Origin of the sequence: Arthrobacter sp. UNC362MFTsu5.1 (assembly GCF_000685965.1) — a bacterium.
GTDB lineage: Bacteria > Actinomycetota > Actinomycetes > Actinomycetales > Micrococcaceae > Arthrobacter.
On sequence record NZ_JMLE01000002.1, the window covers coordinates 262,921 to 288,215 of the forward strand.

General features: G+C 66.7%; 23 protein-coding genes and 2 tRNA genes. 7 read left to right on the plus strand and 18 right to left on the minus strand.

Going from position 1 to position 25,295, the window contains the following annotated elements:
- Window positions 1–2: 2 nt before the first annotated feature.
- A complete protein-coding gene (locus BS38_RS0104010; RefSeq protein WP_028269629.1) occupies window positions 3–482 on the minus strand; it encodes an FAS1-like dehydratase domain-containing protein in 480 nt (159 codons plus the stop codon).
- Between the two features lie 170 nt (window positions 483–652).
- Between BS38_RS0104010 and BS38_RS24300 the strand changes: the two genes are divergently transcribed.
- Together BS38_RS24300 and BS38_RS0104020 are read left to right on the plus strand one after the other, a co-directional pair.
- Window positions 653–1,051 (plus strand): ArsR/SmtB family transcription factor, encoded by a 399-nt coding sequence (locus BS38_RS24300; RefSeq protein WP_043437561.1) that lies wholly within the window; start codon window positions 653–655, stop codon window positions 1,049–1,051.
- A 5-nt stretch (window positions 1,052–1,056) separates the two neighbouring features.
- On the plus strand, window positions 1,057–2,706 hold the full coding sequence (locus BS38_RS0104020) for a SulP family inorganic anion transporter (RefSeq protein ID WP_028269630.1): 1,650 nt from the start codon (window positions 1,057–1,059) through the stop codon (window positions 2,704–2,706).
- On the opposite strand, the gene BS38_RS0104025 is transcribed toward BS38_RS0104020, so the two are convergent.
- The 3 genes from BS38_RS0104025 to BS38_RS0104035 are packed head-to-tail and all read right to left on the minus strand — an operon-like array spanning window position 2,696 to window position 4,856.
- Window positions 2,696–2,920: a DUF3188 domain-containing protein gene (locus BS38_RS0104025; RefSeq protein ID WP_028269631.1), complete on the minus strand. Its 225-nt coding sequence runs from the start codon at window positions 2,918–2,920 to the stop codon at window positions 2,696–2,698. The genes BS38_RS0104020 and BS38_RS0104025 overlap by 11 nt on opposite strands.
- A gap of 53 nt (window positions 2,921–2,973) precedes the next feature.
- The gene (locus BS38_RS0104030; RefSeq protein ID WP_028269632.1) at window positions 2,974–3,954 is read right to left on the minus strand and encodes a DUF2797 domain-containing protein; all 981 of its coding nucleotides are present in this window, start codon (window positions 3,952–3,954) and stop codon (window positions 2,974–2,976) included.
- A 32-nt stretch (window positions 3,955–3,986) separates the two neighbouring features.
- The gene (locus BS38_RS0104035; protein ID WP_028269633.1) at window positions 3,987–4,856 is read right to left on the minus strand and encodes an HpcH/HpaI aldolase/citrate lyase family protein; all 870 of its coding nucleotides are present in this window, start codon (window positions 4,854–4,856) and stop codon (window positions 3,987–3,989) included.
- Between the two features lie 312 nt (window positions 4,857–5,168).
- On the opposite strand from BS38_RS0104035, the gene BS38_RS0104040 reads away from it, so the two are divergent.
- The 4 genes from BS38_RS0104040 (at window position 5,169) to BS38_RS0104055 (ending at window position 9,020) form a co-directional block, all read left to right on the plus strand.
- Window positions 5,169–6,191: an ABC transporter substrate-binding protein gene (locus BS38_RS0104040; RefSeq protein WP_028269634.1), complete on the plus strand. Its 1,023-nt coding sequence runs from the start codon at window positions 5,169–5,171 to the stop codon at window positions 6,189–6,191.
- A 53-nt stretch (window positions 6,192–6,244) separates the two neighbouring features.
- Entirely contained in the window at window positions 6,245–7,138 is an 894-nt protein-coding gene (locus BS38_RS0104045; protein WP_028269635.1) for an ABC transporter ATP-binding protein, read from the plus strand.
- On the plus strand, window positions 7,138–8,034 hold the full coding sequence (locus tag BS38_RS0104050; RefSeq protein WP_028269636.1) for an ABC transporter permease: 897 nt from the start codon (window positions 7,138–7,140) through the stop codon (window positions 8,032–8,034). Before BS38_RS0104045 ends, BS38_RS0104050 begins: the two co-directional genes overlap by 1 nt.
- 65 nt (window positions 8,035–8,099) lie before the next feature.
- Window positions 8,100–9,020 carry a TauD/TfdA dioxygenase family protein gene (locus BS38_RS0104055; protein WP_028269637.1) on the plus strand — a complete coding sequence of 307 codons (921 nt, stop codon included), beginning with the start codon at window positions 8,100–8,102 and terminating at the stop codon, window positions 9,018–9,020.
- A gap of 87 nt (window positions 9,021–9,107) precedes the next feature.
- On the opposite strand, the gene BS38_RS0104060 is transcribed toward BS38_RS0104055, so the two are convergent.
- The 5 genes from BS38_RS0104060 to BS38_RS0104080 form a co-directional block, all read right to left on the minus strand.
- Entirely contained in the window at window positions 9,108–10,076 is a 969-nt protein-coding gene (locus BS38_RS0104060; RefSeq protein ID WP_028269638.1) for an aldo/keto reductase, read from the minus strand.
- 84 nt (window positions 10,077–10,160) lie between these two features.
- Window positions 10,161–11,867, minus strand: a complete 1,707-nt coding sequence (locus BS38_RS0104065; protein ID WP_028269639.1) for a glycoside hydrolase family 13 protein — start codon at window positions 11,865–11,867, stop codon at window positions 10,161–10,163.
- A 72-nt stretch (window positions 11,868–11,939) separates the two neighbouring features.
- Window positions 11,940–12,839 carry a carbohydrate ABC transporter permease gene (locus tag BS38_RS0104070; RefSeq protein ID WP_028269640.1) on the minus strand — a complete coding sequence of 300 codons (900 nt, stop codon included), beginning with the start codon at window positions 12,837–12,839 and terminating at the stop codon, window positions 11,940–11,942.
- Entirely contained in the window at window positions 12,839–13,783 is a 945-nt protein-coding gene (locus BS38_RS0104075; RefSeq protein ID WP_028269641.1) for a carbohydrate ABC transporter permease, read from the minus strand. Before BS38_RS0104075 ends, BS38_RS0104070 begins: the two co-directional genes overlap by 1 nt.
- A gap of 25 nt (window positions 13,784–13,808) precedes the next feature.
- Complete coding sequence (locus BS38_RS0104080) at window positions 13,809–15,110, minus strand: ABC transporter substrate-binding protein (protein WP_231511046.1); 1,302 nt, start codon at window positions 15,108–15,110, stop codon at window positions 13,809–13,811.
- A gap of 225 nt (window positions 15,111–15,335) precedes the next feature.
- Between BS38_RS0104080 and BS38_RS0104085 the strand changes: the two genes are divergently transcribed.
- The gene (locus BS38_RS0104085; protein WP_028269643.1) at window positions 15,336–16,538 is read left to right on the plus strand and encodes an ROK family protein; all 1,203 of its coding nucleotides are present in this window, start codon (window positions 15,336–15,338) and stop codon (window positions 16,536–16,538) included.
- A gap of 18 nt (window positions 16,539–16,556) precedes the next feature.
- Here the strand turns inward: BS38_RS0104085 and BS38_RS0104090 are convergent, their stop codons facing one another.
- The 9 genes from BS38_RS0104090 to BS38_RS0104130 form a co-directional block, all read right to left on the minus strand.
- Window positions 16,557–18,128, minus strand: a complete 1,572-nt coding sequence (locus BS38_RS0104090; RefSeq protein ID WP_028269644.1) for a Na+/H+ antiporter — start codon at window positions 18,126–18,128, stop codon at window positions 16,557–16,559.
- 103 nt (window positions 18,129–18,231) lie between these two features.
- A complete protein-coding gene (locus BS38_RS0104095; RefSeq protein WP_028269645.1) occupies window positions 18,232–18,891 on the minus strand; it encodes an SDR family oxidoreductase in 660 nt (219 codons plus the stop codon).
- Between the two features lie 9 nt (window positions 18,892–18,900).
- Complete coding sequence (locus BS38_RS0104100; RefSeq protein WP_028269646.1) at window positions 18,901–19,842, minus strand: hypothetical protein; 942 nt, start codon at window positions 19,840–19,842, stop codon at window positions 18,901–18,903.
- 1 nt (window position 19,843) lies between these two features.
- A complete protein-coding gene (locus BS38_RS0104105; RefSeq protein WP_028269647.1) occupies window positions 19,844–20,353 on the minus strand; it encodes an RNA polymerase sigma factor in 510 nt (169 codons plus the stop codon).
- Window positions 20,354–20,513: 160 nt separating this feature from the next.
- A complete protein-coding gene (yidC, locus tag BS38_RS24305; protein WP_051628711.1) occupies window positions 20,514–21,344 on the minus strand; it encodes a membrane protein insertase YidC in 831 nt (276 codons plus the stop codon).
- A gap of 168 nt (window positions 21,345–21,512) precedes the next feature.
- A tRNA-Met gene (locus tag BS38_RS0104115) sits at window positions 21,513–21,586 on the minus strand.
- Window positions 21,587–21,648: 62 nt separating this feature from the next.
- Window positions 21,649–21,720: transfer RNA gene (locus BS38_RS0104120), tRNA-Thr, on the minus strand.
- Between the two features lie 255 nt (window positions 21,721–21,975).
- Window positions 21,976–24,216, minus strand: coding sequence for a DEAD/DEAH box helicase (locus BS38_RS0104125; protein WP_028269648.1), 2,241 nt, complete (start codon window positions 24,214–24,216; stop codon window positions 21,976–21,978).
- Window positions 24,217–24,617: 401 nt separating this feature from the next.
- Window positions 24,618–25,271 carry an MOSC domain-containing protein gene (locus tag BS38_RS0104130; protein ID WP_028269649.1) on the minus strand — a complete coding sequence of 218 codons (654 nt, stop codon included), beginning with the start codon at window positions 25,269–25,271 and terminating at the stop codon, window positions 24,618–24,620.
- Between the last annotated feature and the right edge of the window lie 24 nt (window positions 25,272–25,295).

A 25,295-nucleotide genomic window follows, 5' to 3' on the forward strand; every position in this document is an offset into this window, starting at 1 on the left:
GGTTACTGTCCCTCTCCGCGGACCAGGATGGACGAGGTGGTGGTGGAGACGGCTTCCCGGGAAACGCCCGAGCCGGCTGTGCCGTCGCCGGTGAGGACGAAGATTTCTGACCGCGTGGTGATCATCGCACCGCCGCCCATGGCGCGGACACCGTCCACGTGCAGCTCTGCCACGAGCCGGTCGCCGGCAACAATCGGGCGGTGGTGGATAAAGCGCTGGTCTGCGTGGACCACCCGGGAGAAGTCAATGCCGGACTCCGGATCCTCGATCAGCTGGGCGTCTGCGCGCTGGGCAATGATGATGGCGAAGGTGGGCGGCGCCACGAGGTCGCGGTGTCCAAGGGCTTTGGCTGCTTCCAGGTCGAAGTGCGCGGGATGGGTGGCCTTGACCGCCCTGGCGAACTCGCGGATCTTCTCGCGGCCGACGTCGTACACCTCTGCGGCAGGGTAGCTACGGCCCTGCAGATCCGGATTCATAGTCATGGCCTCAAGCCTATCGCTACCCGCCGCAGGGCCAGCGGCCTGTTACACGGGAGGGATCTGGCGGTCTGGCGGTATGCCCGAGGCAGCGGTATGATGAATTCATCATTTCATCAACTCATGCGGGGGCCTGCCACCCGGCTGCCGCAAGAACCAGTCGACAGCGGGTCCCCATGATTTCCCCGGCACAGGCACCTTTGTATGAAATCAAGGCCAACCTCTTCAAGGCCCTGGCCCACCCGGCGCGCATCAGGATCCTGGAACTGCTCTCGGCCGCCCCGGACAGCGCAGCCCCGGTCAGCTTCCTCCTGGCCGAAACAGGGCTGGAGGCCTCACACCTTTCCCAGCACCTGGCAACGCTGCGCCGGCACAAGGTGGTGACCTCGGTCCGGTCAGCGAACGCCGTGACGTACCGCCTGGCCCACCCCAAGATCGCAGAACTCCTGGCCATTGCCCGCACGTTCCTGCTGGACACCCTGGCGGACACCAGTGAACAGCTCCGTCGGGCCCAGGAGTTGCCTGGCGGGCATCTGGCCGGGCCTGGCGGACATCTTGCCGGGCCGTCCTCGTGATCGGGCTGCGCACACTGCGGGCGTTCCTGCCGTCCCGCCGCGACTACGACGGGCTGCGGTCCTCGTGGAAGTCGGACCTTACGGCCGGCATCACCGTCGGGATCGTCGCACTGCCCCTGGCGCTTGCCTTCGGGGTCAGCTCGGGCGTGGGGGCGGAGGCCGGGCTGATCACGGCGGTGGTTGCCGGGCTGGTGGCCGCTGTCATGGGCGGGTCCAATGTCCAGGTGTCCGGCCCGACGGGCGCCATGGTGGTGGTCCTCGCCCCCGTGGTGGCCAGCCACGGAGCCGGCAGCATTCCGATAGTGTCGCTGCTGGCCGGGCTGATGGTCTGTGCGCTGGGCATCAGCGGACTGGGCCGCGCCGTCGCCTTCATCCCCTGGCCCGTCGTGGAGGGTTTCACCCTCGGAATTGCCGCCATCATCTTCCTCCAGCAGGTTCCGCTGGCTACGGGAACGGAGGGAATCCCGGGCCACAACACGCTCGTCGCGGCAGTCGAATCTGCCTCGGGGGCGGCGCTTCCCACCGTTCTCCAGACCCTCGCCGTGGTGGCCGGGGTGGCGGCCGTCATGTTCGTGGCACCGAAAGTGCACAAGTCACTGCCCGCCAGCCTCACCGCCGTGCTGCTGGCCACCCTCGCCGCAGAAATCCTCCACCTGGACATTCCCCGGATTGGTACGCTGCCGCATTCCCTGCCGGCCCCCGCGGTTCCGTCGATCGACCCCGCCGCCTTGGGTGGCCTCCTGATGCCCGCGGTATCCATCGCGGCCCTGGCTGCCATTGAATCGCTGTTATCGGCCCGGGTGGCTGCTGGACTGGTGGGGCCCGACGGGAGGCCCGGCGGCCGCTACAGCCCGGACCGTGAGCTCAGCGGACAGGGGCTGGCGTCCATCGCCGCCGGCCTGTTCGGCGGAATGCCCGCGACCGGCGCCATCGCACGCTCCGCCGTCAACGTCCGGTCCGGGGCAAGAACGCGGCTGGCCGCCGTGGTCCACGCGCTGGTGCTGCTGGCCATCATCTACCTCGCCGCCGGGATGGTGGGGCGGATTCCGTTGGCCGTGCTGGGCGGAGTCCTGATGGTCACTGCGACGCGGATGGTTTCGCCCCAGACAGTACGCGCCATTCTCCGCTCCACCCGGTCAGATGCGGCGGTTTTCATCCTCACAGCCCTGATCACCGTGGCCTTCGACCTGATCGTGGCCATCCAGATCGGCCTGGCCGCCGCGGCACTCCTGACCCTGCGCAAGTTTGCCTCACTGAGCGGTGTCCGCCGGGAAACTATTACGGGCGCGGCGTCCGCGGGCGACTCCCGCATCGCAATCTTCAGGCTCGACGGCGCCATGTTTTTCGGGGCGGCGGAACGGATCCTGCAGGAAATCAGTGAGGTCAAGGACATCCAGGTGGCCATCATCCGGCTGTCCCAGGTGCGGATGCTGGATGCCACGGGCGCGCATGCGCTGGTGGAGGTCATCTCAGCGTTGGAACTGCGCGGGATCACCGTTCTGCTCAAGGGCGTCCAGCCGGAGCACCTGGAACTGGTGACGAACGTGGGTGTGATCCGGTCCCTCCGGCACCACAAGCATTTGTTCACCTCGCTGCCGGCGGCCGTGGAGCACGCCCGGAGCCATGTCCTGCGGAACGCCGCCGCTACCGCTTGAGGTTCTTCCGGATCTGCTGGCCTCGCACCACGATCCCCACCACATGCAGGACCAGGCCTGCGCCGATCACGGGCAGGGAGGCCATGGCGAGGCCCTGGTTGCCGGACGTGTTGCCCACCAGGTTGAGGACAATGCCAACGGCGATCAGGCCCATGGCACTGAAAACGAGCACTTTGTAGGCGGTGGACGCGGTGGCCCAGAATTCGTTCAGCACCGTCCTATTCTAGGTGCCGGGCCCGTTCCAGGTGCCGGGCGCGCGTGCGGGGATCAGAACAAAGACTCCTGCACCGCCGGCACCTCCGAGGAGTGGTGGTCTCCGAGCTCCACGGTCCGCGCCTTCAACCGGCCGAGGTTCACTACGAACTCCAGGTCGGCGCCGTCCAGTGCGGCCACTGCGATGCTGCCGCTCACTGCGGCAATGCGGAGTCCGTGTGCTCCGGCGTCCAGGTCATGCGGGTAGGCGTGCCGCGGCGCCGGCGTGCACGCGGCGTCGGCCAGTCCCGGACGGGCCCACCGCTCGTCCACAGTTTCGAAGCCTTCGACGCCGGCGCGCACCAGGACTGCGCGGGCCTCACCGGCCAGCCGCCGGTTCAGTGCGTCCAGTTCGACGGCGGGTGCCGGGGCCACCAGCGAAGCGGCCTTCGCCGCCGAACGGACCTGCTGCGGCAGGCCGGCCTCGCGGGTCAGCATGTCTTCAAGAATCCGGACCACCCTGCCGTCGTCCGCGCGCGCCACATAGCGGGCAACCACCGCCCCCTGCTCGGCCAGCCGGTTCCACTTGCGCAGGTTCGAGGCGGTGCCCACCTTGCTGGCACCGTTGGCGAACGTTGCCACATACAACCAGTGCTGCTGCATCAGGTAGGCGCGAAGCCCCTGCGGGACACCGCCGCCGCGGTGGAAGTCGTGGATGAGCCGGAAATCGTCCACCACGAAGCAGCGCTCGCACTGGCTTCCTTTGACGGCCGGCGCCTTGGCCGGGCAGGGAACGTGGTCCCGGCGGGCCGGCCCGTGAACCTTGTGGTGCCCCAGGCAGGACTTGCCACCGGCGGCGACCCGGAAACCCAGCCGGCTGCCGGCGTCGAGCTCCAGCTCCCGGAAACCGCCGGAAGGATCCTGCAGCCGCATGACCGGCGTCCCGCCGTCGCGCTTTCCGGACGGCGCGCCTTCCGCGGAACCGGGCGCGGGCGGAAAACCGGGCGGGGCACCATCCCAAAAGACCCCGTGCACCAGATAACGGGTATCGGTCACGGGGTCTCCTTTGGCTGGGGGTGCCGGGGGCGTTAGAGCGCCGGCTGCACCCCAAAGGCTACCGCGAGCTTCATGATCTTCTCGGCGCGGCCCAGTCGCGGCAGGTCGGAACCGTCGCGGATGACGCGGCCGTTGGCCTCGAAGTCGGCCATGAAGTCCGTGGCCCAGGCGACATCGGACGGGGTGGGGCTGATGACTTCGTTGATCACGTGGGTCTGGTCGATGGCCAGGCAGAGCTTGCCGGTCATTCCCATCATCACGGTGATGCCCGTCTGCTCGCGCAGGATCGGGTGGTTGGTGCCGACGGTGGGGCCGTCGATGGGGCCCGGGAGGTTGCCCACGCGGCTGGCAACAACCAGTTTGGCCCGCGGGTAGGCCATGGCCTCGGGGGTGGCCGCCATGCCGGTGTCGCGGCGGAAATCGCCGGAACCGAAGGCCAGCCGGAACGCGCCCTGGGCCTTGGCAATGTTGTTGGCTTCCTCGATGCCGACGGCGGACTCCACGAGCGGAATCACGGGGGTTTTGCCGTCCATGCGGTGGAAGGACTCGGTGACCTGGTCCGCGGACTCGGTCTTGGCCAGCATGATGCCGAGCAGGCCCGGCGTTCCGCGCAGCCCGGCGAGGTCCGCAGCCCAGAACGGGCTGGTGGCGTCGTTGATGCGCACCCAGGCCCGGCCGCCGGCAGTCAGCCAGTTGATGACGTGCTCGCGGGCGGTGTCCTTCTGCGAGGGGTCCACCGCGTCTTCGATATCCAGGATGATCGAGTCCGCGCGCGACACGGCCGAGACGTCAAACAGCTCGGGCTTCATTGCGTTCACCAAAAGCCACGAACGGGCAATTTCGGCGGGGATGTTTCGTTCGGGCCGTGCGGTGTCGACGGCAGCGGAGGTAGAGGTGGTCATACTCCTACCGTATCCGCCCGGCATGCCCTAACGCGAAGTAACAGCTGCCCGCCCCGGAACAAAACCGCGAACAATACGACCAAAATACGGGACGCCCGGCGCGTCAAAGTCCTTCACGGGCCGTTACGGGGCGAAACCGGGCGTCTTGTGACCCGGCATTTCGTCCTGTTTCCGCTCATTTCCGCGGGTTTCCCGGCGTGACAGCAGCGCTTTTTTTGGCCGGAAAGGTGCGCTTACATCGTTCCAGCGGCAGGCAGACACGCACCGCTGATTCACTCCAAACCTCCCCCGATGCTTACAAAGGATCCCCGAATGAAACGACACCTGACCATCATGAGTGCCGCGGCCGCCGTCGTCATCGCGATGACGGTGTCGGGCTGCGGGGGCAGCGCCGAAGCCGGTGCCGGTGCCGCCGCCGGCGCCACCGAGGTGAAAGAGCTCCGCTACCAGGGCTGGGCCAACACCGTGACGCTCCCCGAGCTGGCCCAGGACCTCGGCTACTTCGGCGACGTCAAGCTCAACTGGGTGGGCAATACCATCAGCGGCCCGCAGGACATCCAGTCGGCAGCCACCGGGCAGACGGACTTCGGCGGTGCTTTCGCCGGAGCCGTGGTCAAGCTCGTGGAAGCGGGCGCCCCGGTGAAGGCGGTCATCAACTACTACGGCGAAGACGAGAAGACGTTCAACGGCTTCTACGTCAAGGAAGACAGCCCCATCCGCAGCGCCCGGGACTTCATCGGCAAGAAGATCGCGGTGAACACGCTGGGCGCACACGCGGACGCCGTCATCAACACGTACCTGCAGAAGAACGGCCTGAGCGCCGAGGAAATCAAGCAGGTCCAGCTGGTGGTGGTCCCGCCCAACGACACCGAGGAAGCCATCCGCCGCGGCCAGGTGGACGCCGGGTCGCTGGGCAGCATCCTGCAGGACAAGGCAATCGCCAACGGCGGCCTGCGCTCGGTGTTCAGCGACGCCGAACTCTTCGGCACCTTCGCCGGCGGCCCCTACGTGCTCCGCACCGACTTCATCGCCAAGAACCCCAACACCACGCGGACGTTCACCACAGGGGTGGCGAAGGCCATCGAGTGGGAACGGACCACGCCGCGTGAGGAAGTCATCGCCCGCTTCACCAAGATCCTGCAGGAACGCGGACGCAACGAGAACCCGGCCGCCCTGCAGTACTGGAAGAGCGTGGGCGTTCCGGCCAAGGGCGAGATCAAGGACGAGGACTTCACCCGCTGGGGCAAGTGGCTCAAGGACACCGGAATCGTCAAGGGCGAGCTGGACCCGAAGAAGATCTACACCAACGAGTTCAACGGGCTGGTGAACCCGTGAGCCACTCCTCCCCCGCCACCCATGCCGCCACCCGGGACAGCGAAAGGACAGCCATGACGCCGAAAATCAGCCTCCGGAACGTCACCAAGGAATTCGCGGTGCGCCAAGTCAAGACCAGCGGGAAACTGCGCAGCCGGAAACAGACCGGCCCGTCCGTGCTGACCGCCCTGGATGACCTCAGCCTGGACGTCGCCGCCGGAGAGTTCCTCACCCTCGTGGGGCCCAGCGGCTCCGGCAAGACCACCCTGCTGGACCTGCTGGCCGGCCTCTCCCGGCCCACCTCGGGCAGCGTGCTGGTGGACGGCAAGGAAGTGACAGGCCCGGGCCCGGACCGCGCCGTCGTCTTCCAGCAGTACGCACTCTTCCCCTGGCGGACCGCCTCCGCCAACGTCTCCATCGGGCTGGAGAACACCGGCCTGTCCAGGAAGGAACGGGCCGCGAAGGCCAGCGAATTCCTGGACCTGGTGGGCCTGGCAGGGTTCGAGGACCGCTACCCGCACGAACTGTCCGGCGGTATGAAGCAGCGCGTGGCCATCGCCAGGAGCCTCGCCTATGAGCCGGACATCCTGCTGATGGACGAGCCGTTTGCCGCCCTCGACGCGCAGACCCGCGAGCAGCTCCAGGACGAGCTGCTGCGGATCTGGAAGGCCACGGGCAAGACCATCGTGTTCATCACGCACGGTATCGACGAGGCCGTCTACCTCGGCCAGCGGGTGGCAGTCCTCAGCGCACGCCCGGGCCGGCTCAAGGAGTTCGTGGACATCAACATCCCGGACCGCGACGGCGAGGACGACGTGCGCTCCCATCCGGCATTCGTGGAACACCGGCACCGGGTCTGGTCCCTGCTGCACGACGAGGTCCGGCTCGCGCAGGGCTCCGGACACCGCAAGATCCTGCCCGACGGAACGGCCCCCGACGAACAACCCAAGGAAAGGAGCGCTGCCTGATGAGCGCTGTGTTGACCCGACCGCCCGAGGCGGCTGCCGCCGTCGAACGTTCACTGCAGGGGGGACCCGGTCCGGAAAGCGGACCACGCCCGACGCCGGCGGGCAGGCTTGCTGCCCTGGCCGGGATCGCCGGACGGGCGGGCTGGAAATCGCTCGCCGTGCTGTTGTTCCTCGCGCTGTGGGAGCTCGGCCCGACCTACCTCGCCAGCCCGTCCACCCGGGTGTTCCTGCCGCCGCTGCACGAAGTGCTTGCTGCCGGTGCGAAGCTGGTGGAGAACGGACAGCTGCAGAGCCACCTGCAGGCCAGCCTCACCCGCTCGGTGTCCGGTTTCAGCATCGCGGTGGTGTCCGCCGTCGTCCTGGGGCTGCTGATCGCCTGGTACGGCTGGCTCAGCTCGTTCCTGAACCCGCTGCTGGAACTGTTCCGCAACACGGCCACGCTGGCGCTGCTTCCCGTGTTCACGCTGCTGCTGGGCATCGGCGAGGAATCGAAGATCTCCATCGTGGCCTACGCGGCGTTTTTCCCGGTGCTGCTGAACACCATCGCCGGTGTCCGGACCGTGGACCCGCTCCTCATCCGGGCCGCGAGGTCCCTGGGGCTGAACAGCTTCCGGCTCTTCCAGAAGGTCATCCTGCCCTCGGCTGTTCCGACGATTTTCACCGGCATCCGGATGGCCGGCACGTCCTCCATCCTGGTGCTGATCGCCGCCGAAATGGTGGGCGCCAAAGCCGGGCTGGGCTACCTGATCGTCAATTCGCAGATGAGCTTCCTGATTCCGGACATGTACGCCGGCATCCTCACCGTCTCCGTCCTGGGCCTGGCGGTCAACGTCCTCCTCGTTGCCCTGGAGCGGCACTTCTCCCGCTGGCGCACCGCCGTCGGCTCCGGCAACTGACCGTTTCACCCGCGGCCTCTCCGCACCATCCGCCACCGCACCATCAACCAGTAAGGAATAAAGCAATGACCACCATCACCGAAACCAAGCTCGAATTCGCCAAACTGGGTTCCCGCATCGGGGCTGAAATCCGCGGCCTGGACCTCAGCGGGGACCTCTCCCCGGACACCGTGGCCCGGATCCGCGAGGCCCTGAACGAACACAAGGCCCTGGTGTTCCGCGAGGCGAACATCCTCACCGACGAGGCGCAGGTGAAGTTCGCAAGCCACTTCGGGCCCCTGACCAAGGCGCACCCCACCGTGGCCTCCGTCGAGGGGGAAGAGAACGTCCTGCCCGTGGACAGCGAGAACGGCTCCGCCAACAACTGGCACACGGACGTCACCTTCGTGGTGAACCCGCCGCAGGCATCAACGCTGCGGAGCATCGACCTGCCGGCGTACGGCGGGGAAACCTTGATCGCGTCCTCGGCCGGAGCGTACGCCGACCTGCCGGACGAGCTGCGGAACTTCGCGGACACCCTCTGGGCCATCCACACCAACGACTACGACTACTCGGTGCCGAAGAACCTGGAGCACCAGAACGCCGAGGAGCGGCGCAAGGAGTTCACGCGCCTGAAGTTCGAGACCGCCCATCCGGTGGTCCGGGTCCACCCCCTGACCGGCGAGCGCGGATTGTTCATTGGGGGCTTCGCGCAGCGGCTGCGGATCGTGGGCCTGTCCAACACCGAGTCGAAGGACATCATCAGGCTACTCCAGGCCTACGTCACGCGTCCGGAGAACGTGGTGCGGGTGAACTGGGAGCCGAACCAGCTGGTGCTCTTCGACAACCGCATCACCCAGCACTACGCCCCGGACAACTACGACGGCCAGCCGCGCAAGCTCAACCGCGTCACCATCGCCGGCGACATTCCGGTGGGCGTGGACGGCAAGCAGAGCCAGGCCCTGCAGGGCGACTCCACCACGTACTCGGTGGTGGCGCCGCTGTAGGAGCTCCAAGCCCAACTAGGTCGCAGTTAATGTCGTTTTGAGCCCTGATAACGACATCTGCTGCGACCTAGTTGGGTTAAGCGGCGTTTAGGGGATGTTGCTCCCCCGGGCCGTGACCCACAGCCGGTACCACTCGGCGCGGGTCATGGAAGCGGCAACCCGGGCCGCTCCGGCGCAGGCACGGATGCGGTCCGGGTTGGCCGAACCGATCACGGGCGCGATCCCGGCCGGATGCCGCATGAGCCACCCGAGGAGGATCGCCTCCCTGGTGGTCCCCTTGGCCTTCGCCATCTCCGCGACGAGCACCGCCGTGGCGGCCTCTGCCGGCGTAGGGCTTTCCGGCGGAGCTCCGCTGTAGTGTCCCTGGGCCAGCGCCCCGTAGGCCTGAAGGGTGATTCCCTGCCGGCTGCAGAACTCCACAGTGCCGTGCGGGAAGCTGTAATCCAGCCCTTCACCGTGGTTCACCAGCACGGTGCTTTCCAGCCAGGCCCGCTTCAGCAGGCTCATTTCCAACTGGTTGGCCACCACCGGGGTTTCCAGGTGGTCCTGCAGTGCCTCGATCTGCGGGGCCGACATGTTGGACACCCCCACCTGCCGCACTTTGCCCTCCCGCATTAACTGCCCGACGGCGGACGCCACCTCGGCGGGGTCGGCCAGCGGGTCGGGGCGGTGTAGCAGGAGGACATCCACGTAGTCGGACTTCAACCGCTTCAGGCTGCCGTTGACCCGCTCGAGGATTCCCTCGCGGCTCAGGTCGTAGTGTGTTTCGAGTCCCTGCTCGTTGAGCCGGATCCCGCACTTGGTCTGGAGCCGGATCCGTTCCCGCAGCCCCGGTGTGATCGCCAGGACCTCGCCGAAGACCGCCTCGGACTTGCCGCCGCGGTAGATGTCGGCGTGGTCGAACAGGGTGATGCCTGCGTCGAGGGCGGCGTCGATTGCGGCGGCCGCCTGCTCCACGTGCTCAGCGGCGTAGGGCTCGGCGGACCAGCTGCCGCCCAGGCCCATGCAGCCGTAAATCAGTTCCTGGGTACGGGATGGAGCGTTGTGTTCACTCATTGCGTCACTCTTTCATGAGCTTGGACAGAAGCACAGGTGGCGGGACCCGGCCGGGTCCCGCCACCTGCGCATAAGTCTCAGTTGTTAGCGCAGCCAGACGGTGGTGTTGCCGGGCAGCAGCTTCCCGTCCAGCGGTGCGCTGCTCAGCAGCACCTCACCGGCCGGGAGCTCAACCGGCTCGGCACCGAAGTTGGTCACTGACTGCCAGCCGCCGTGGCGGGTGAACTGCAGCACCTTGGGGTTGCCGGTTTCCACCCACTCCAGTTCCTCGGCGGTCTGCAGTTCGCGGCGCAGCTTCAGGGCCTTGCGGTACAGCTCCAGGGTGGAGCCCGCCACTCCGTCCTGGGCGTCGACTGCGTACCGGCCGAACCAGGCCGGCTGGGGCAGGTGGGACCGGCCTTCGCCGAAACCGAAGGACATGCCCTCCGTGGCCCAGGGCAGCGGCACGCGGCAGCCGTCACGGCCGATCTCCACGCCCTTGTTGCGGAAGAAGGACGGGTCTTGGCGCTCCGAGTCCGGAATCTCTGCGACTTCCTGCAGGCCGAGCTCCTCGCCCTGGTACAGGTAGGCCGATCCCGGGAGGGCCAGCATCAGCAGGCTGGCCGCCCGGGCGCGGCGCAGGCCCAGCTCGACGTCCAGTTCCTCGGCAGGTGCGCCGGCGAGCAGCCAGCCCTTGCCGTCCTGGCCCTTGGCGTGGACGCCGCCGCCCATCGGCAGGCCATAGCGGGTGGCGTGCCGGACGACGTCGTGGTTGGAGAACACCCACGTGGAGGAGGCGCCGGTGGCCGTGGCTTCGGCGAGGTTCCGGGTGATGATTTCGTGGAACTCGTCGGCGTCGAAATCGGCCTGCAGCAGGTCAAAGTTGAAGGCCTGCCCCAAACCCTGGGGGCTGGCGTAGCGGGCGCGGCGGGTGGCGTGCACCCAGGCTTCGGCGACGGCGGTGCGCGGCGGGTTGTACTCGTTGAACACCTCGCGCCATTCGGCGTAGATCTCGTGGACCTCGTCGCGGTCCCAGAACGGGTGTGAGCCGTCGGCAAAACCGTCGGTCCCCGTGTTGGCTTCAGTGAGTTCGACCTTGGAGAGCAGCGGCTCCGTGAGGTCCTTGGTGAGGGCGTGCGCCACGTCCACGCGGAAACCGTCCACGCCACGGTCGGACCAGAAGCGCAGTGTCTTCAGGAAGTCGTCGCGGATCTCGCGGTTGGACCAGTTCAAGTCCGGCTGTTCCTTGGCGAAGATATGCATGTACCACTGGCCGGGGGTGCCGTCCGGTTCAGTGATGCGCTCCCAGGCGGGACCGCCGAAGACGGAGTCCCAGTCCGACGGCGGCAGCTCGCCGTTCTCGCCCAGGCCGTCACGGAAGATGTAGCGCTCGCGGGCAGCAGAGCCCCGCGGGGAGGCCAGCGCTTCCTTGAACCATTCGTGCCGGTCGGAGGAGTGGTTCGGGACGATGTCCGCGATGAGCTTGATGCCGGCTTCGTGCAGCGCGGCGGACATTTCGGCGAAGTCCTCCAGGGTTCCCAGCTTGGGGTCCACGTTGCGGTAATCGTCTACGTCGTAGCCGCCGTCGGCGAGCGCCGACGGGTAGAACGGGCTGAGCCAGACGGCGTCGATCCCCAGTTCCTTCAGGTACGGAACTTTGGCCGTGATGCCCTTGATGTCGCCCAGGCCGTCACCGTTCGAATCCGAGAAGCTGCGCGGATAGATCTGGTACACGGAGGCCTGGCGCCACCAGTTGGGATCGGCTGCGAGGTTTGAATCGGACAGGGTTGCCAGAGTGGCGGTGGTGGACAAAGGAGATTCCTTTTCTGGTGTTGGTTGTTCTTTGGTAAAGGGAAAGATGGATGAGTGCCCGGTAGGTGCGTCCTACTTCACTGCGCCCCGCATGACTCCGGACAGTACCCAACGTTGGGCAAGGATGTAAACCACCAGCGTGGGCGCCATGGCCATCAGGTAGGACGCGAAGGCGAGGCTGTAGTTGGTGTTGAATTCGCCCTGGAACAGCATCTGCACCACCGGCAGGGTCTGCAGCGCGGGATCCGCAATCAGCATCTGCGGCAGCAGGAAGTCGTTCCAGGAGCCGAGGAAAGCAAAGATCCCGACGGTGGCGTTCATCGGAGCCAGCAGCGGGAAGATGATCTTGCGGAACACCTGCCACGTGGTTGCGCCGTCCATGCGGGCCGACTCCTCGAGCTCCACGGGGATGGAGCGCACGAAGGCGATGTAGAGCAGGGTGTTGAACGAGATGCCGCCGAGGACGTGCAGGAACACGACGCCGGCCGGGTTGTCCAGGCCGAGCAGGGCAGTCTGCTTGATCAGGGGCAGGATGATCACCGGGAACGGGATGAACATCGCGGACAGCAGGTAGACGAAGGAGCCCCGGAAGAACCGGTGGTTCCAGTTCCGCGCAATAGCGTAGGCCACCAGGGAGCTGCTGGCCAGCGAGCCGAGGACGCTCAGCACGGTAACGAACGCCGTGGACATAAAAGCCCGCGGGAAGTTGGTGGCCACGTAAGCGGCGGCGAAGTTTTCCCAGTTCATCGGGTTCGGCCAGGCGAGGCCCGTGCCGGTGCCGATCTGGTCCGGGGACTTGAGCGCCATGGCAACGGTGAAATAGAGCGGCAGCAGGACGGTCAACGATGCGGCCAGCATCAGCGCGGTGAGCCACCAGTTGATCTTGAAGCCCTCACGGTTGGACCGGCGGTGGCCGCGGACGGGGGCGTCCGCCGTCCGCTGTTTGGGAGCGGCAAGTGTGGATGCGGTCATTAGAGTGAAACCCCCCGGCGCTGGATGAGGCGCAGCTGGATGACGGAGATCAGCAAGGTGATCAGGAAGTAGATGACGGCGTTCGCCATCTGGTAGGAGTAGTCGCCGCCGGTGAAGCCGGAGAAGATGCGCATGGCCACGGACTGCGTTGCCATGCCGGGGCCGCCGCCGGTGAGGCCCACGATGATCTCGTAGGTTCCGAGGAATCCCTTGAAGCCGAGGATCACATTGATTACGAGGTACCCCATGATCAGCGGGAGCGTCAGGCTGAGGAACTGCCGGAAGCTGCCGGCGCCGTCGAGGTCCGCGGCTTCGTAGACCTCGGAAGGCACGCTCTGGAGGCCTGCCAGGTAGATGATGGTGGCGCCCGGCGCCGCCTGCCACACCGTGACGAGCACGATGGCGAGCCAGGCAAGGTTCTCGTTGGCGAGGATGCTCGTGGCCAGCGGGGTGACGCCGAACCGTTCGGCCAGCACGGGAAGCGTGTTGGAGAACAGGTAGTTGAACACAAAGGAGACGATCAGGGCGGAGAGCACCATGGGGATGAAGAACACGGTGCGGATGCCGGTGCGCCATTTGATCTTCGCATTGAGGCCCAGCGCGATCGCGAGGGCCACGATGTTCACCACCACGGTGGTGGTCAGGGCGAACACAAACGTGAAGATGTAGGACTGCAGGACAGCGGGGTCCTTGAAGATGTTGACGTAGTTCATCAGCCCGATGAACTTCCAGTCGCCGTAGCCGGCGTAGTTGGTGAGGCTGAAGAAGACGCCCACGAGTGCCGGCAGGGTGATGAAGAAGGCGAACAGTGCCAGGACGGGCACCACCATCCAGTAGTACGTGGGGTCGATCCTGCTCCTGGACCGGACGGTGCCGGCGGCCGACGCGGGGCTATTGGGTTCTGCGGGAGGGGCTGTCTGGGCCACCCGGGATGTTGTAGTCATTGAGGCTCCTGGAGTCGGGTGGGGGTCAGACCGCGGTACGCTCGGCGACGCGGCGCCATTCGTCGTCGAGGGCGGCGAGGAACTGCTCGCCGTTCTTGCTGTACACAAAGGACTGGATGTAGTTGTTCACGGGCACCGACGGCGGGAAGTAGGTCACAGCGCCCTGGAAGTAGCGCGCCTCCTGCACCGCCGCGTTCAGTCCGCTGATCTGCGGATTGCTGACGGCGGGGGCGTCCTTGAGCGGCGAGAATGCCGCGTTCTTCTCGTTGTACGTGTTCACCACGGACGGTTCCAGCAGGTAGTTGACGAACCGCTGTGCCGCAGCCATGTTGGGCGTGTTCCGGGTGATGGAAAGCGCCATGTCCACGTTCACGCGGGCCTTGGTGTCCTCCGGGTTGTTGGTCACCGGCAGCGGGAAGCTTCCCAGCCTGATGTTCTTGTTGGCGGCCACCAGCTGTGACAGCGCCCACGGACCCTGCAGGTACATGGCCGCCTGCCCCTTGGCGAATGCCGCGTTGCCGTCCGCGTAGTTCTTGCTGGCCGCGCCGTTCTGCGAGAACGAGGCGAGCTGGAGCATCCTGGGGAGGGCCGGGCCGAAGCTGTTGGCAAACGATTCGGGGGCATCGCTCGTGATCCTAGCGCCCTTGGCGTAGAGCTTCGTGAAGAATTCCCCGACATCCAGCGCCCCGCCGGACGCGTAGTCGAACATGCCCTGGGCGAGGGTCCACGGGTCCTTGTACGTTCCATAGATCGGCGCGATGCCGGCGGCTTTGAACTTCTCGCAGGCCGCGACGAATCCGTCCCATGTGGTGGGGACGGAGACGCCCTGCGCCTCGAAAATGTCGCGGTTGTAGATGACGCCGGCTGCCGCAAGCGAGAACGGCAGGGCACTGGTCTCGGTCCCGTTGTACCTGCCCCAGGAGTTGACGAGCTCCTGCATCTTCGGATCGATGGTTTTCGCCACGGGCATGTCCGAGAGGTCGGCGAAGATGCCCTTCTTGACGAAGTCGGCGGTGGCCTGGGCGAAGCCTCGGGTCACAACATCCGGCGGGTCGTTGCGGACGAGGCCCGGAACAAAGTTTCCCTCGTTGAAGTCCTGGACCACGCGGATGTCCGGGTTCAGCGCCTCGAAGTCCCTGATCACCTGGTTGAAGTAGTCCACCACTTCGGGCTTGTTCTGCATGAAACGCAGCGTGGTGGTTCCGGTCTGTGCCGCGGGCGATGCGCCGCAGGCGGACAGCGGAATCATCAGGGCTGCTCCGGCGAGGCCGGCGGTCCGGAAAAGGGAACGCCTGCTGAGCAGCGATGCGGGCAGGGCCGCGTTCACAGGGCGGGGGCTGACGTGCGGTGGCGGCTGGGCTGTGCTTGCGGTGCGGGCTGGCAGTGCTTCAGGGTGCGGTTCACAGTTGCTCCTTTGCAAAAGGCTGAGTGAAGGGCTGGAGGTAGAGCCTGCAGTCGGCGGCCGTCCGGTCCACGTTGCTCTAAGTTTATATGGAATCTAAATTTAGTTCCTCAAGTATTATGTGGTGCAAAGCACAGAGAGGTCAACACCATGTCTGAAATGACGGCGGCAACGCCCCAGCTGCTGCGGCGTGTGAGCGCCGGGGCAGTGCTTGAATTCATGCGCGCTTCCCAGGCGGTGACGGTCACGGAGGTCATGGACGCCACAGGGCTCACACGGGCCACCGCCATTGCCGTCTGCGAGGACCTCATGCAGCGCGGCTGGATCAGGGAGCTGGAAAACCAGCGGGCATTTGGCGGCTACCAGAAGGGCAGGCCGGCGCGCCGGTTCGAGCTCAACGAGCGCGCCGGGTGCGTCCTGGGCATGGACGTGGGCATTTCCAAAGCGACGGTGGTGGTGTCCGATCTCCGCGGCAAGGCCCTGGGCAGGTCCAGCCAGCCGTTCGCCGGTGCCGAGATCACGGCGGAAGAACGGGTCGCCGTCGTCGACCGGACCGCCCTGATGGCCCTCCGCAGCGTGGGCGCCTCCCCCGACTCCGTGCTCGCCGTTGGTGCCGGAATCGCCGCACCCGTGGACCGCAACGGCGATGTGCTGGTGACCCAGCACTTCTGGGGACTGTTCGACGTGGGCCTGCGCTCCGCGCTCAAGGACCTGCACGGCTGGACAGTCCTCCTGGAAAACGACGCGAACCTCGCCGCACTGGGTGAGCGCTGGCGGGGTGCGGCGGCCGGTGTGGACGACGTCGTCGTGATTCTCGCCAGTGAACGCCTCGGTTCGGGAGTGATCGACGGCGGGCGGCTGCTGCACGGCCGTGCCGGCGGCGCCGGCGAGCTTGCATTCCTTGACATGGTGGAGGGAGTCGGAGACACCTTCGGGATCGCTGCCCTGGCCCGCACCTGGGCCGCCGAAGCCCTTGCCGGGAAGGCCAGGACTTCGCTCCGGCAGCACGCAGCCGACGGCGTCGAGGCGGAGCATGTTTTTGCCGCTGCCTCCGCCGGGGATGCCGTTGCCCTGGACATCCTCGACCGGCTGGCGGACAGGATGGCCAGGGTGATCGGGGCCGTGGCCACCATCATCAACCCGGAGCTGGTGGTGATTGGCGGCGCCGTGGCGAACTCGGCAGGCGTGCTGCTGGGGCCGATCGCTGAACGCCTGCCCGGGTACACCGCCACTCCCCCGGCCGTGGCGGCGTCCCCGCTCGGCGACTCGATCGTGACCGTGGGTGCCGTCCGTTGCGCCCTGGACTTCGTGGAGAAGAACACGCTTGACCTGGAGCTCGCGGCCCCCGCCTAGCCAATGTCCGCGCTGGTCCTACTCCGGCATGATCATGGTGCGCAGGTCCAGCTGGCGCAGCACGCGGTCCGCCACTTCCGGGTCCATGTCCGGTTCGTTCCGGGCAGCCACGACTTCCTGGCGGGCGGCATCGAGCGCAACGGTCTGCACGGCAATGGCCAGCTCCCGCCCGCGCCGGCGCTTCTCGTCCAGGGATTCGTTCCGGAGGCTTCCATCCAGCAGTTCGGCGTGCAGCCTCGTCATCTTTTCCTTGACGAGCGCCACCTTCTCCGGCGGGAGCTCCTTGACGAGGTCGTTGTCCTTGAGGGCGGCGATGGCGGCCTGCTGGGCGCGTTTGGCCAGGACCCGGGCCGCGTCCCGTTCCTCCGAACCGTCTCCGGTGGCCTTCAGGACTTTCATCAGCCAGGGCAGTGTCAGGCCGGGCAGCACCAGGGTGGCCAGCAGGACCGCGCAGGCGATGACCAGCAGCTGGTCCCGGGCCGGGAACGGCGTGCCGTCGGCCAGCGTCAGGGGCAGCGCGAGGGCAAGCGCCAGGGTGGCGAGGCCCCGCATGCCGCACCAGGTCAGGATGAGGACTTCCTTGGCGGAGGTGGGCTGCAGCAGGTTGCTGTTCTTCCGCGCCGAGGCCGCCAGCACGGCCAGCCACAGGAAACGAACCGCAAACACGATCACGCACACCACCGCCGCGGTGCCGATCATGCCGTAGATCTCCGTACCCTCGTCGTGGATGACGTGGCGGATTTCCAGCCCCACCAGCCCGAAGGCCAGCCCGGTCACCAGGAGCTCCACCACGTCCCAGAACGCCGTGCGGGTGACCCGTTCAGCGGCGTCCTGCGGCCGCGAGTGCCGCTTCATCTCCAGTGCGGTAACCACGACGGCGATCACGCCTGAGGCGTGCACCTCTTCCGCCAGGATGTAGGCGGCAAACGGCACCACCAGGGTGACCGCGCTGCGCGCCACCATGGAGGTCACCAGCCGTGTGATCAGTGCCGTGACCCAGCCCATGGCGATGCCGACCAGCACCGCAACCGCAGCCCCCACCACAAACTTGAGGACGACGTCGGGCCCTATCCTGCTGCCCGAGACGGTGGCCGCAACGGCAGCCTGGAAGATGACGATGGCGGCGGCGTCATTGAAGAGGCCCTCGCTTTGCAGGACCGTGATGAGCCGCCGCGGCATGTGCACGCGGCCGGCCACGGATTCCACGGCCACCGGGTCCGGCGGAGCCACCATGGCCCCCAGTGCGATCGCGGCGGGAATTCCGATGCCCGGGATCATCAGCCAGGCCGCCCCTGCCACGGCAGCGGTGGACACGACCACCAGGGCCACCGCGAGCATGATCAACGTGCGCCAGCGGACCCGGAAGACGGCCCAGGAGCTGCGCTGGGCCGTCGCGAACAGCAGCGGCGGCAGGAAGATGGGCAGGATCAGCTCCGGTGAGATGTCCATTTCCGGAAAGCCGGGGATGAAGGTCAGCGATGCCGCCAGGATCAGCATGAGCACGGGATAGGGCAGCCGGAGCTTGTCCCCCAGACCCACCGCCACCACTGTGGCAAGCAGCAGTCCGATAATCAGCGCCAACTGGTCCATAGGCTCACTTTCCCCGAAGTGGAGGCGCCGCAGTGCTCTGCAGGCGCCTCCTCCACGATATCGGGTGCGGGCCGGTGGCTACTCTGTGTTCAGTGCGCGGGGCCTACTGTGCCGGCTGCAGTGCTGCTGCGACCGGCAAGGTGCCATCCCGGAACTCGATGGTTCGTCCGGCGGTGTCCGGCAAGCCCAGGACCGCGGCCGTCACGAGTGCCACGTTGGCCCTTGACGTGGCGGTACCGGCGGAGGTGTCCGCCGGATCGACGTCGATGAGGCCGTTGCCGGGACCGTCCGTCAGCGTGCCGGGGCCCAGGACCGTCCAGGCCAGGTCCGTGCCGCGGAGGTGCTGGTCCGCGGCGGCCTTCGCCTCGGCGTAAGCGTGGAAGCTGTTGTCCGCCGGGACTCCGTGGTCCGGTCCGGCACCGAAGTACGACACCATAACGTAACGCCCGACGCCGGCCTCCGCCGCCGCTTCCATCGAACGGATGGCCGCGTCCCGGTCCACCGCATACGTGCGTTCGGGGCTGCCCCCGCCGGCACCGGCGGACCACACCACGGCGTCCTGGCCTTTGAGGGCGGCGGCGAGTTCCGCCGTCGTCGAGTGTTCAACGTCCAGGACCGACGGCGTGGCGCCCGTTGCCGCGACGTCCTCCGTATGGTCCGGGTTGCGGAAGAAGGACGTGACGTCCTCTCCTTCCGCGGTGAGAATCCTGGCCAGTTCCAAAGCCACTTTGCCGTGGCCGCCGATGATTGCGATGCGCGTCATTGACCCAGCTTACGAGTACCTGAGGCTGAGGAGCATGGTCTTCAGCTGCGCATACCGTTCGCTAGCCATCCATTCCCTCGCGGCATCGGGCGTGGCGAAGACGGGCTGTTTCTCAAAGTCGAACACGACAGATGCCGACATGACACCGTTGGGCAGGCGGATCTGGTTGGTGCCGGAGGTGTCCTGGGCGGGCAGGAATTCCTGCGCCAGCCTGACGTCCATGAAGTAGTAGGCGGGGGTGCTGTCCGCGGGCCCGGTGGGGTCCGGCATTCCGGGATAAGTCACGGGAAGGATCTGGTCAGCGGCGAAACCGAACTCGGCAGGGTTCCCTGACGTGTCCGTGATGCCGGGTACGGGCGCATGGTCAAGAACGGTGCGCTTGACGCTGCCTGCCGCCCCGTCGCCGTACATCCCGCTGAGGACCCGGGCCACCTCCGCGCCGGTGTCGTCAGTCACCACCGCGACGACGGCCCCGGCCTTCGCCTCCTCAGTCAGGTATGGTCCCTGTTCCGTCCGGACGCTCCACTCCCGCGGGTGCGAAAAGGACAGGTGCCCGTCAGGGAAGGCGAAGGTTCCGAGGGCTGCGGGCTGGGCGGACGCCGTTGCCTGTGGTGTCGGCGTCGCCGCCGTTGGCGTCGCAGCTGTTGGCGTCGCCGCCGGGCTTTCCGATGAGGTGACGGTGGCGGCCGGCCCTGGCGCGGACGTCACCGGACCGAGGTTGGTGGCCGCCAGCACACCGGCGGTGACGGCGGCAGCTGCCAAGGTGATCACGCCGGCCAGCCGGGCGCGCCGCAGCCTGCGTTCCTCGAGCGAGGCTGCTCCGGCCGGGAGGCGGTCGCTGAATGCGGCCGGCCCGGACAGCATCCGACGCAGCGCCGCTTCGCCGTCCGGGGTGGATGGATCGTTGCGCACGGGATCGGTCGCGGAAACCATGTTCTTGATCGGATCCATTTCAGGCACCCATCCTCTGTGTGATCGATTCTGCGCCCGCAGGCATGTTTTTCCGGAACGCCGCTCGCGCCCGGTGCAACCGGACTTTGGCGGCGGACTCGCTGCACCGCAGCACACCGGCGATCTCCGCCGCGCCCAGCCCGTCCCAGTAAGCAAGCTGGAGAATGTCCCGGTCCTTCTCCCGCAAACCGGCCAGGGCATCATGCACGGCCAGGTTTTCGGATCCGTCTCCGAAACTCAGGACCGCCGTGGCACGCAGCTTCTCCTGCAGCGCCCGCTGGCGGTCACGGCTCCGGTACGCATTACCGATCAGGTTCCGGGCAATCGTCAACAGCCATGCGATCCCGGGGCACTCCTCGTCGGATTCCTTCTGCCACACCACCCGAAAGACATCGGCAGCGATTTCCTCCGCCACCTCCGGGGATTCCACCCTCCGGCGCACGAACCTGAAGACCGCTGGATAGCTGTCTTTGTGTAACGCGATAAACGCCAGTTCACGCTCGGAAAGCACGATATCCCCCTGATGAGTAGTCCTGAGCCGCCCTCTATCCGTATTGTTTCCGGCCAGCCGCCGCCCGTTACGCACGACTCAGGAAATCTTGCGCCATCCCCGGGCCGGCGCTGTCCAGAACTGCGCCGGGTCACCGCTGCCCGGGTCACCGCTGCCCGGGTCACCGTGGCGAGGGAACCGGACCGTTGCCGGGCGCAGCCCGCCGCGTGACGACGAACTGCTGTGCCAGCGTCCATAGGTTGGAAATGGTCCAGTAGATCAGGACACCGATGGGGAAGATGATCCCGCCGGCCCCGAAGACGACCGGAAGGATGTAAAGGATCATCTTCTGCTGCATCAGCACAGGACCCGTCGGGACTTCCTCGGACGGGGTCCTGGCCATGATCAGCTTCTGCGTGAAGAACTGTGCTGCCGTCATGGCCAGGATCATCACGATCGAGAGCGTCCAGACGGCCACCACGTTGCCGCCCGCAGGTGTGCCGTGAAGCACGGTGGCGGACAGCGGAGCATCGAAAATGCTGGACTGATCGAACTGCACCACCTGCTCGTGACTCATGGTGCCGATGCCTTGACCCTGAGCCGCCGCAGTGGAGATGCCGGAGAGCACCTGGAAGAGGGCCAGGAAGAAGGGCATCTGGATCAGCAGGGGCAGGCACGCCGAGAACGGGTTGGTTCCGTGCTTCTTGTACAGCTCCATCTGCTCCTGCGCCATGGCCTGGCGCGACAGTTGGTCGGTCTTGCCCGCGTACTTGTCCTGCAGCTTCTTCAGGTCCGGTTGCAGGCGGCCCATGCGGCGCTGGGCGTTGACCTGCTTCAGGAACACCGGGATCAGCGCGGCGCGGATGACCAGCACCAGCCCGACGATGGAGAGCGTCCAGGTCCAGCCGCTGGCGGCCTGCATGCCAAGGGTTGCCAGCCCATCGTGGAAGCCCACCATGATGACGGACACCAGCCACTTGAACGGAAGCATGATCGCTTCAATGAAGTCCACTGAGTTCCCCGTCCGCCAGTTGCTGCAAAGCTACTGCGAAACATGGCGCTTGTCACGGTGCGGGCCTGCGGCCCGGCCGCCCGCCGGGACGGGAAGGGAAACCTGCACGGACCGGAACGGAAAACAGGAAAGCCCCCGGAATCTTGTGAATTCCGGGGGCTTGTCCTGTAGCGGTGGGGAGGCTCGATCTCCCGACCTCACGATTATGAGTCGTGCGCTCTAACCAACTGAGCTACACCGCCACGAATGAGAAAAACCTGCATCAAGCCGGTCAAAAACCGCCTTGACACAGGCCCTCATTCAGAGCCCCCCACCGGAATCGATCCGGTGACCTCGTTCTTACCAAGAACGCGCTCTACCACTGAGCTAGGGGGGCAACGAGTAAATACTCTACCGGAAGATTCCGCTCCCAACAAATCGGCGGCGCCACAGCCCGTCGGTGCGGACAAATCACCGGAAAAGCGCGTAAAACCGGGCCAAAAGCTGCCCCGGCGGCCCTGGCTAAGGTGCCGCGAGGACGGCCCGCCTGTCCGATGTGACGAAGCGAACACTGACGGATTCGGGGACCGGTTAAATGAAAACGGGCCGGCTCGAAAGCCGGCCCGTTTTCAGTGCCTGGTGCTGCTAGGGCTTACCACTTGCCCTTGCGGTTGAAGTCACGGTGTCCGCCTTCGTTGCCGTGGCGGGGCTTGCGTGCGCCGTCGCCGTGGCCGCCGAAGCGGGAGTCGCTGGCCTGGCCGCGGTTGGCACCGCTGTCGGCGCCAACGCTGCGCTCCGAGCGGTCGCTGTAGGAGCGTCCGCCGCGGTCAGCGGAGGACCGCTCGCCGTCGGACTTCCGGAATTCCTTCTTGAACCCGCCGCTGCCCTTGAAGTTGCCGCCGCGGTCACCGCCGCCGGAGTACCCGCCGCGGTCGCCGCCACGGTTGCCCTGGTAGCCGCCACGTTCGCCGCCGCCGGAGGGCTTGCGGCCGTTGTCCAGTTCGAGGTGGATCAGCTCGCCGCCGATCCGGGTGCGGGACAGTGCGCGCAGCTGCTCGGGGCTCAGGTCTGCGGGGAGCTCCACGAGGGAGTGGTCCGAGCGGATGTCGATGCCGCCGATCTGGGCCGAGGAGATGCCACCCTCGTTGGCAATGGCGCCCACGATGGAACCCGGCATTACGCGCTGACGGCGTCCGACGGCGATCCGGTAGGTGGCGTTGCCCTCGGTCAGGGTGCGGGTCGGGCCGCGTGAGCCGAAGCCGTCCTTGGAGCGCTCGCGCTTCTGGAACTCAGGAGCCGCAGGCAGTTCCTTGACCAGGAGCGGCTGGCCGCCCTGGGCCATGACGGCCAGTGCAGCAGCGATCTCCGAGGCAGGCACATTGTGCTCTTCCTCGTAGGAGGAGATGAGGTCGCGGAACGCCGCAACGTCCTCGGACTCGAGGGTCTCCGTGATGCGCTCGGCGAACTTGCCCAGGCGCAGCGTGTTCACGGTCTCGGCCGTGGGCAGGTGCATCTGCTCCACCGGCTGGCGGGTTGCCTTCTCGATGGAACGCAGCAGGTACTTCTCCCGCGGCGTCATGAACAGGATGGCGTCGCCGGAACGGCCCGCACGGCCGGTGCGGCCAATGCGGTGGACATAGGACTCGGTGTCGTGGGGAATGTCGTAGTTGACCACGTGGCTGATGCGCTCCACGTCGAGGCCGCGGGCCGCGACGTCGGTGGCCACCAGGATGTCGATGCGGCCTTCCTTCAGCGCATCCACAGTGCGTTCGCGCTGCTGCTGCGGGATGTCGCCGTTGATGGCGGCAGCCTGGAAGCCGCGGGCCTTCAGCTTGTCAGCCAGGTCCTCGGTGGCCATCTTGGTACGGACGAAGGCGATGACGCCGTCGAACTCTTCGACCTCGAGGATGCGGGTCAGCGCGTCCAACTTGTGCGGGCCCATGACCTGCAGGTAGCGCTGACGGGTGTTGGCGCCGGTGGTGGTCTTCGACTTCACCGAGATCTCGGCCGGGTTGTTCAGGTACTGCTTGGACATCCGGCGGATCTGGCTCGGCATGGTGGCCGAGAAGAGCGCGACCTGGCGGTCAGACGGGGTCTGCTGGAAGATCTGCTCGACGTCCTCGGCGAAGCCCATGCGGAGCATTTCGTCGGCCTCGTCCAGCACCAGGTACTGAAGTTCGGACAGGTCCAGGGAACCCTTGGAGATGTGGTCGATCACACGGCCGGGCGTACCGACGACAACCTGGGCACCGCGGCGCAGGCCGGCGAGCTGGGGGCCGTAGGCGGAGCCGCCGTAGACGGGGAGGACGGTGAAGTCGTCGATGTGCTTGGCGTAGGAGGTGAAGGCCTCGGCGACCTGGAGCGCGAGCTCGCGGGTCGGAGCGAGGACCAGGGCCTGCGTCTTGCGGGACGGGCCGTTGAGGTCGTGGAGCTCGGCCAGGCGGGACAGTGCCGGTACTGCGAATGCTGCAGTCTTACCGGTTCCGGTCTGGGCCAGGCCCACGACGTCGCGGCCTTCGAGCAGCAGCGGGATGGTTGCTGCCTGGATGGGGGACGGCTTCTCGTAGCCGACGTCCTGCAGTGCGGCGAGGACACGGCCGTCGATGCCGAGGTCGGCGAAACGGACGCCTTCTTCTTCGCTCTCATCGTCGCTGGACGGGTCAGCCTTGGGTGCTGCCTTCGGGGCCTCAGCGGCAGGCGCTTCGGCGGCGGGGCGGTCTTCAGCGGCGGGCGCTTCGGTAACGGGAGCTTCGACGGCGGGCGCTTCGGCAGGTGCCGGGGCCTCGGTGAAGACGGGAGCGGAGCCGGCTACGGGAGCAGCGGTCTCGGGGGTCTCTACGGCCGTCTCGGCAGTTGCTGCTTCGGCGGTGGCGTCGTTGTGATTTTCGGGCATAGGGAAGTTTTCCTCATCCATAGGGGGCCAGGCGGCACAACCCGAGGTGAGCGGAGCCGCAGTGCATGTGCCGTTTGGACGCCGGGCAGACATTGACCGGCCGGTCACGTAGAAGTCCGGCGCTTTCGCAATCCCGTGGCAGGACTTCCCGCTGCATCTCTTGGCTGCTATCCCAGCAGTCTGTACAGCGTTTTCTTTAGCCGGCTCTCCCTATGAAAATGCCCGCATCGCTTGTGCGGGCCCCAACACTTGCCAGTCCTGCCTCAAAAATTGGGCAGGAATAAGGGATTTCCGGAGTGGGGGATATTTCAAGTGTAAGGCATGCTTCCGCGTTGCACTAACCCGCCGGCCATCCAGGGGCGGTGACGTTGCGCACACCGGCTGCCAGGGGTCCTGCAGGGCTAGACCCCCAGGCGCCGCTGAAGCTTCTCGAATTCGTCGTGATACTCCGGCTGCAGGCGGATCTCCCCGTCCGCATCCGCATCACGCAGCGCTTCCACATCCTCGATGGTGGGCTCGCTGAACCACTTGCCGATGGTCACGCCGTGCTTGGGAACGAACAGCCGGTGGATGTGGTCCCCGGCCCGGATTGTCCCCGGCTTGATGACGCGGAGGTAGGTGCCCACCCGGCCCGCCGCCGTAAAACGCTTCACCCACTGGGGCTCGTCCATGCGGCGCTGGAACGTGGCACAGGGAACGCGGGGAGATGTCACTTCCACTTCGACGTCGAGGCCGATCTTCCACCGTTCGCCGATCACGGCCGTGGTGGTCCCGATGCCGGCCACGCGCAGGTTCTCGCCGAACACCCCCGGCAGGAGGACCCGTTGCAGCTCCCCCACCCAGTAGTCGGCGTCATCCTGCGAATAGGCATACAGCGCCTGGTCCACGCCGCCGTGGTGGATGCGGCTTGCCTGGATGTCCCCGTGGAGTCCGAGCTTGTGCACCTTGACCGGACCATCGACGGCACGTTTGTCGATGGCCGTGACGCCCACGCTCCCCTCATCACTCAGAAGCTGGTGTACCCGGCAGACGGCAAGCACAGATGCGGTGTCCATGGCTACAGTCTAGGTTCTTCGGCC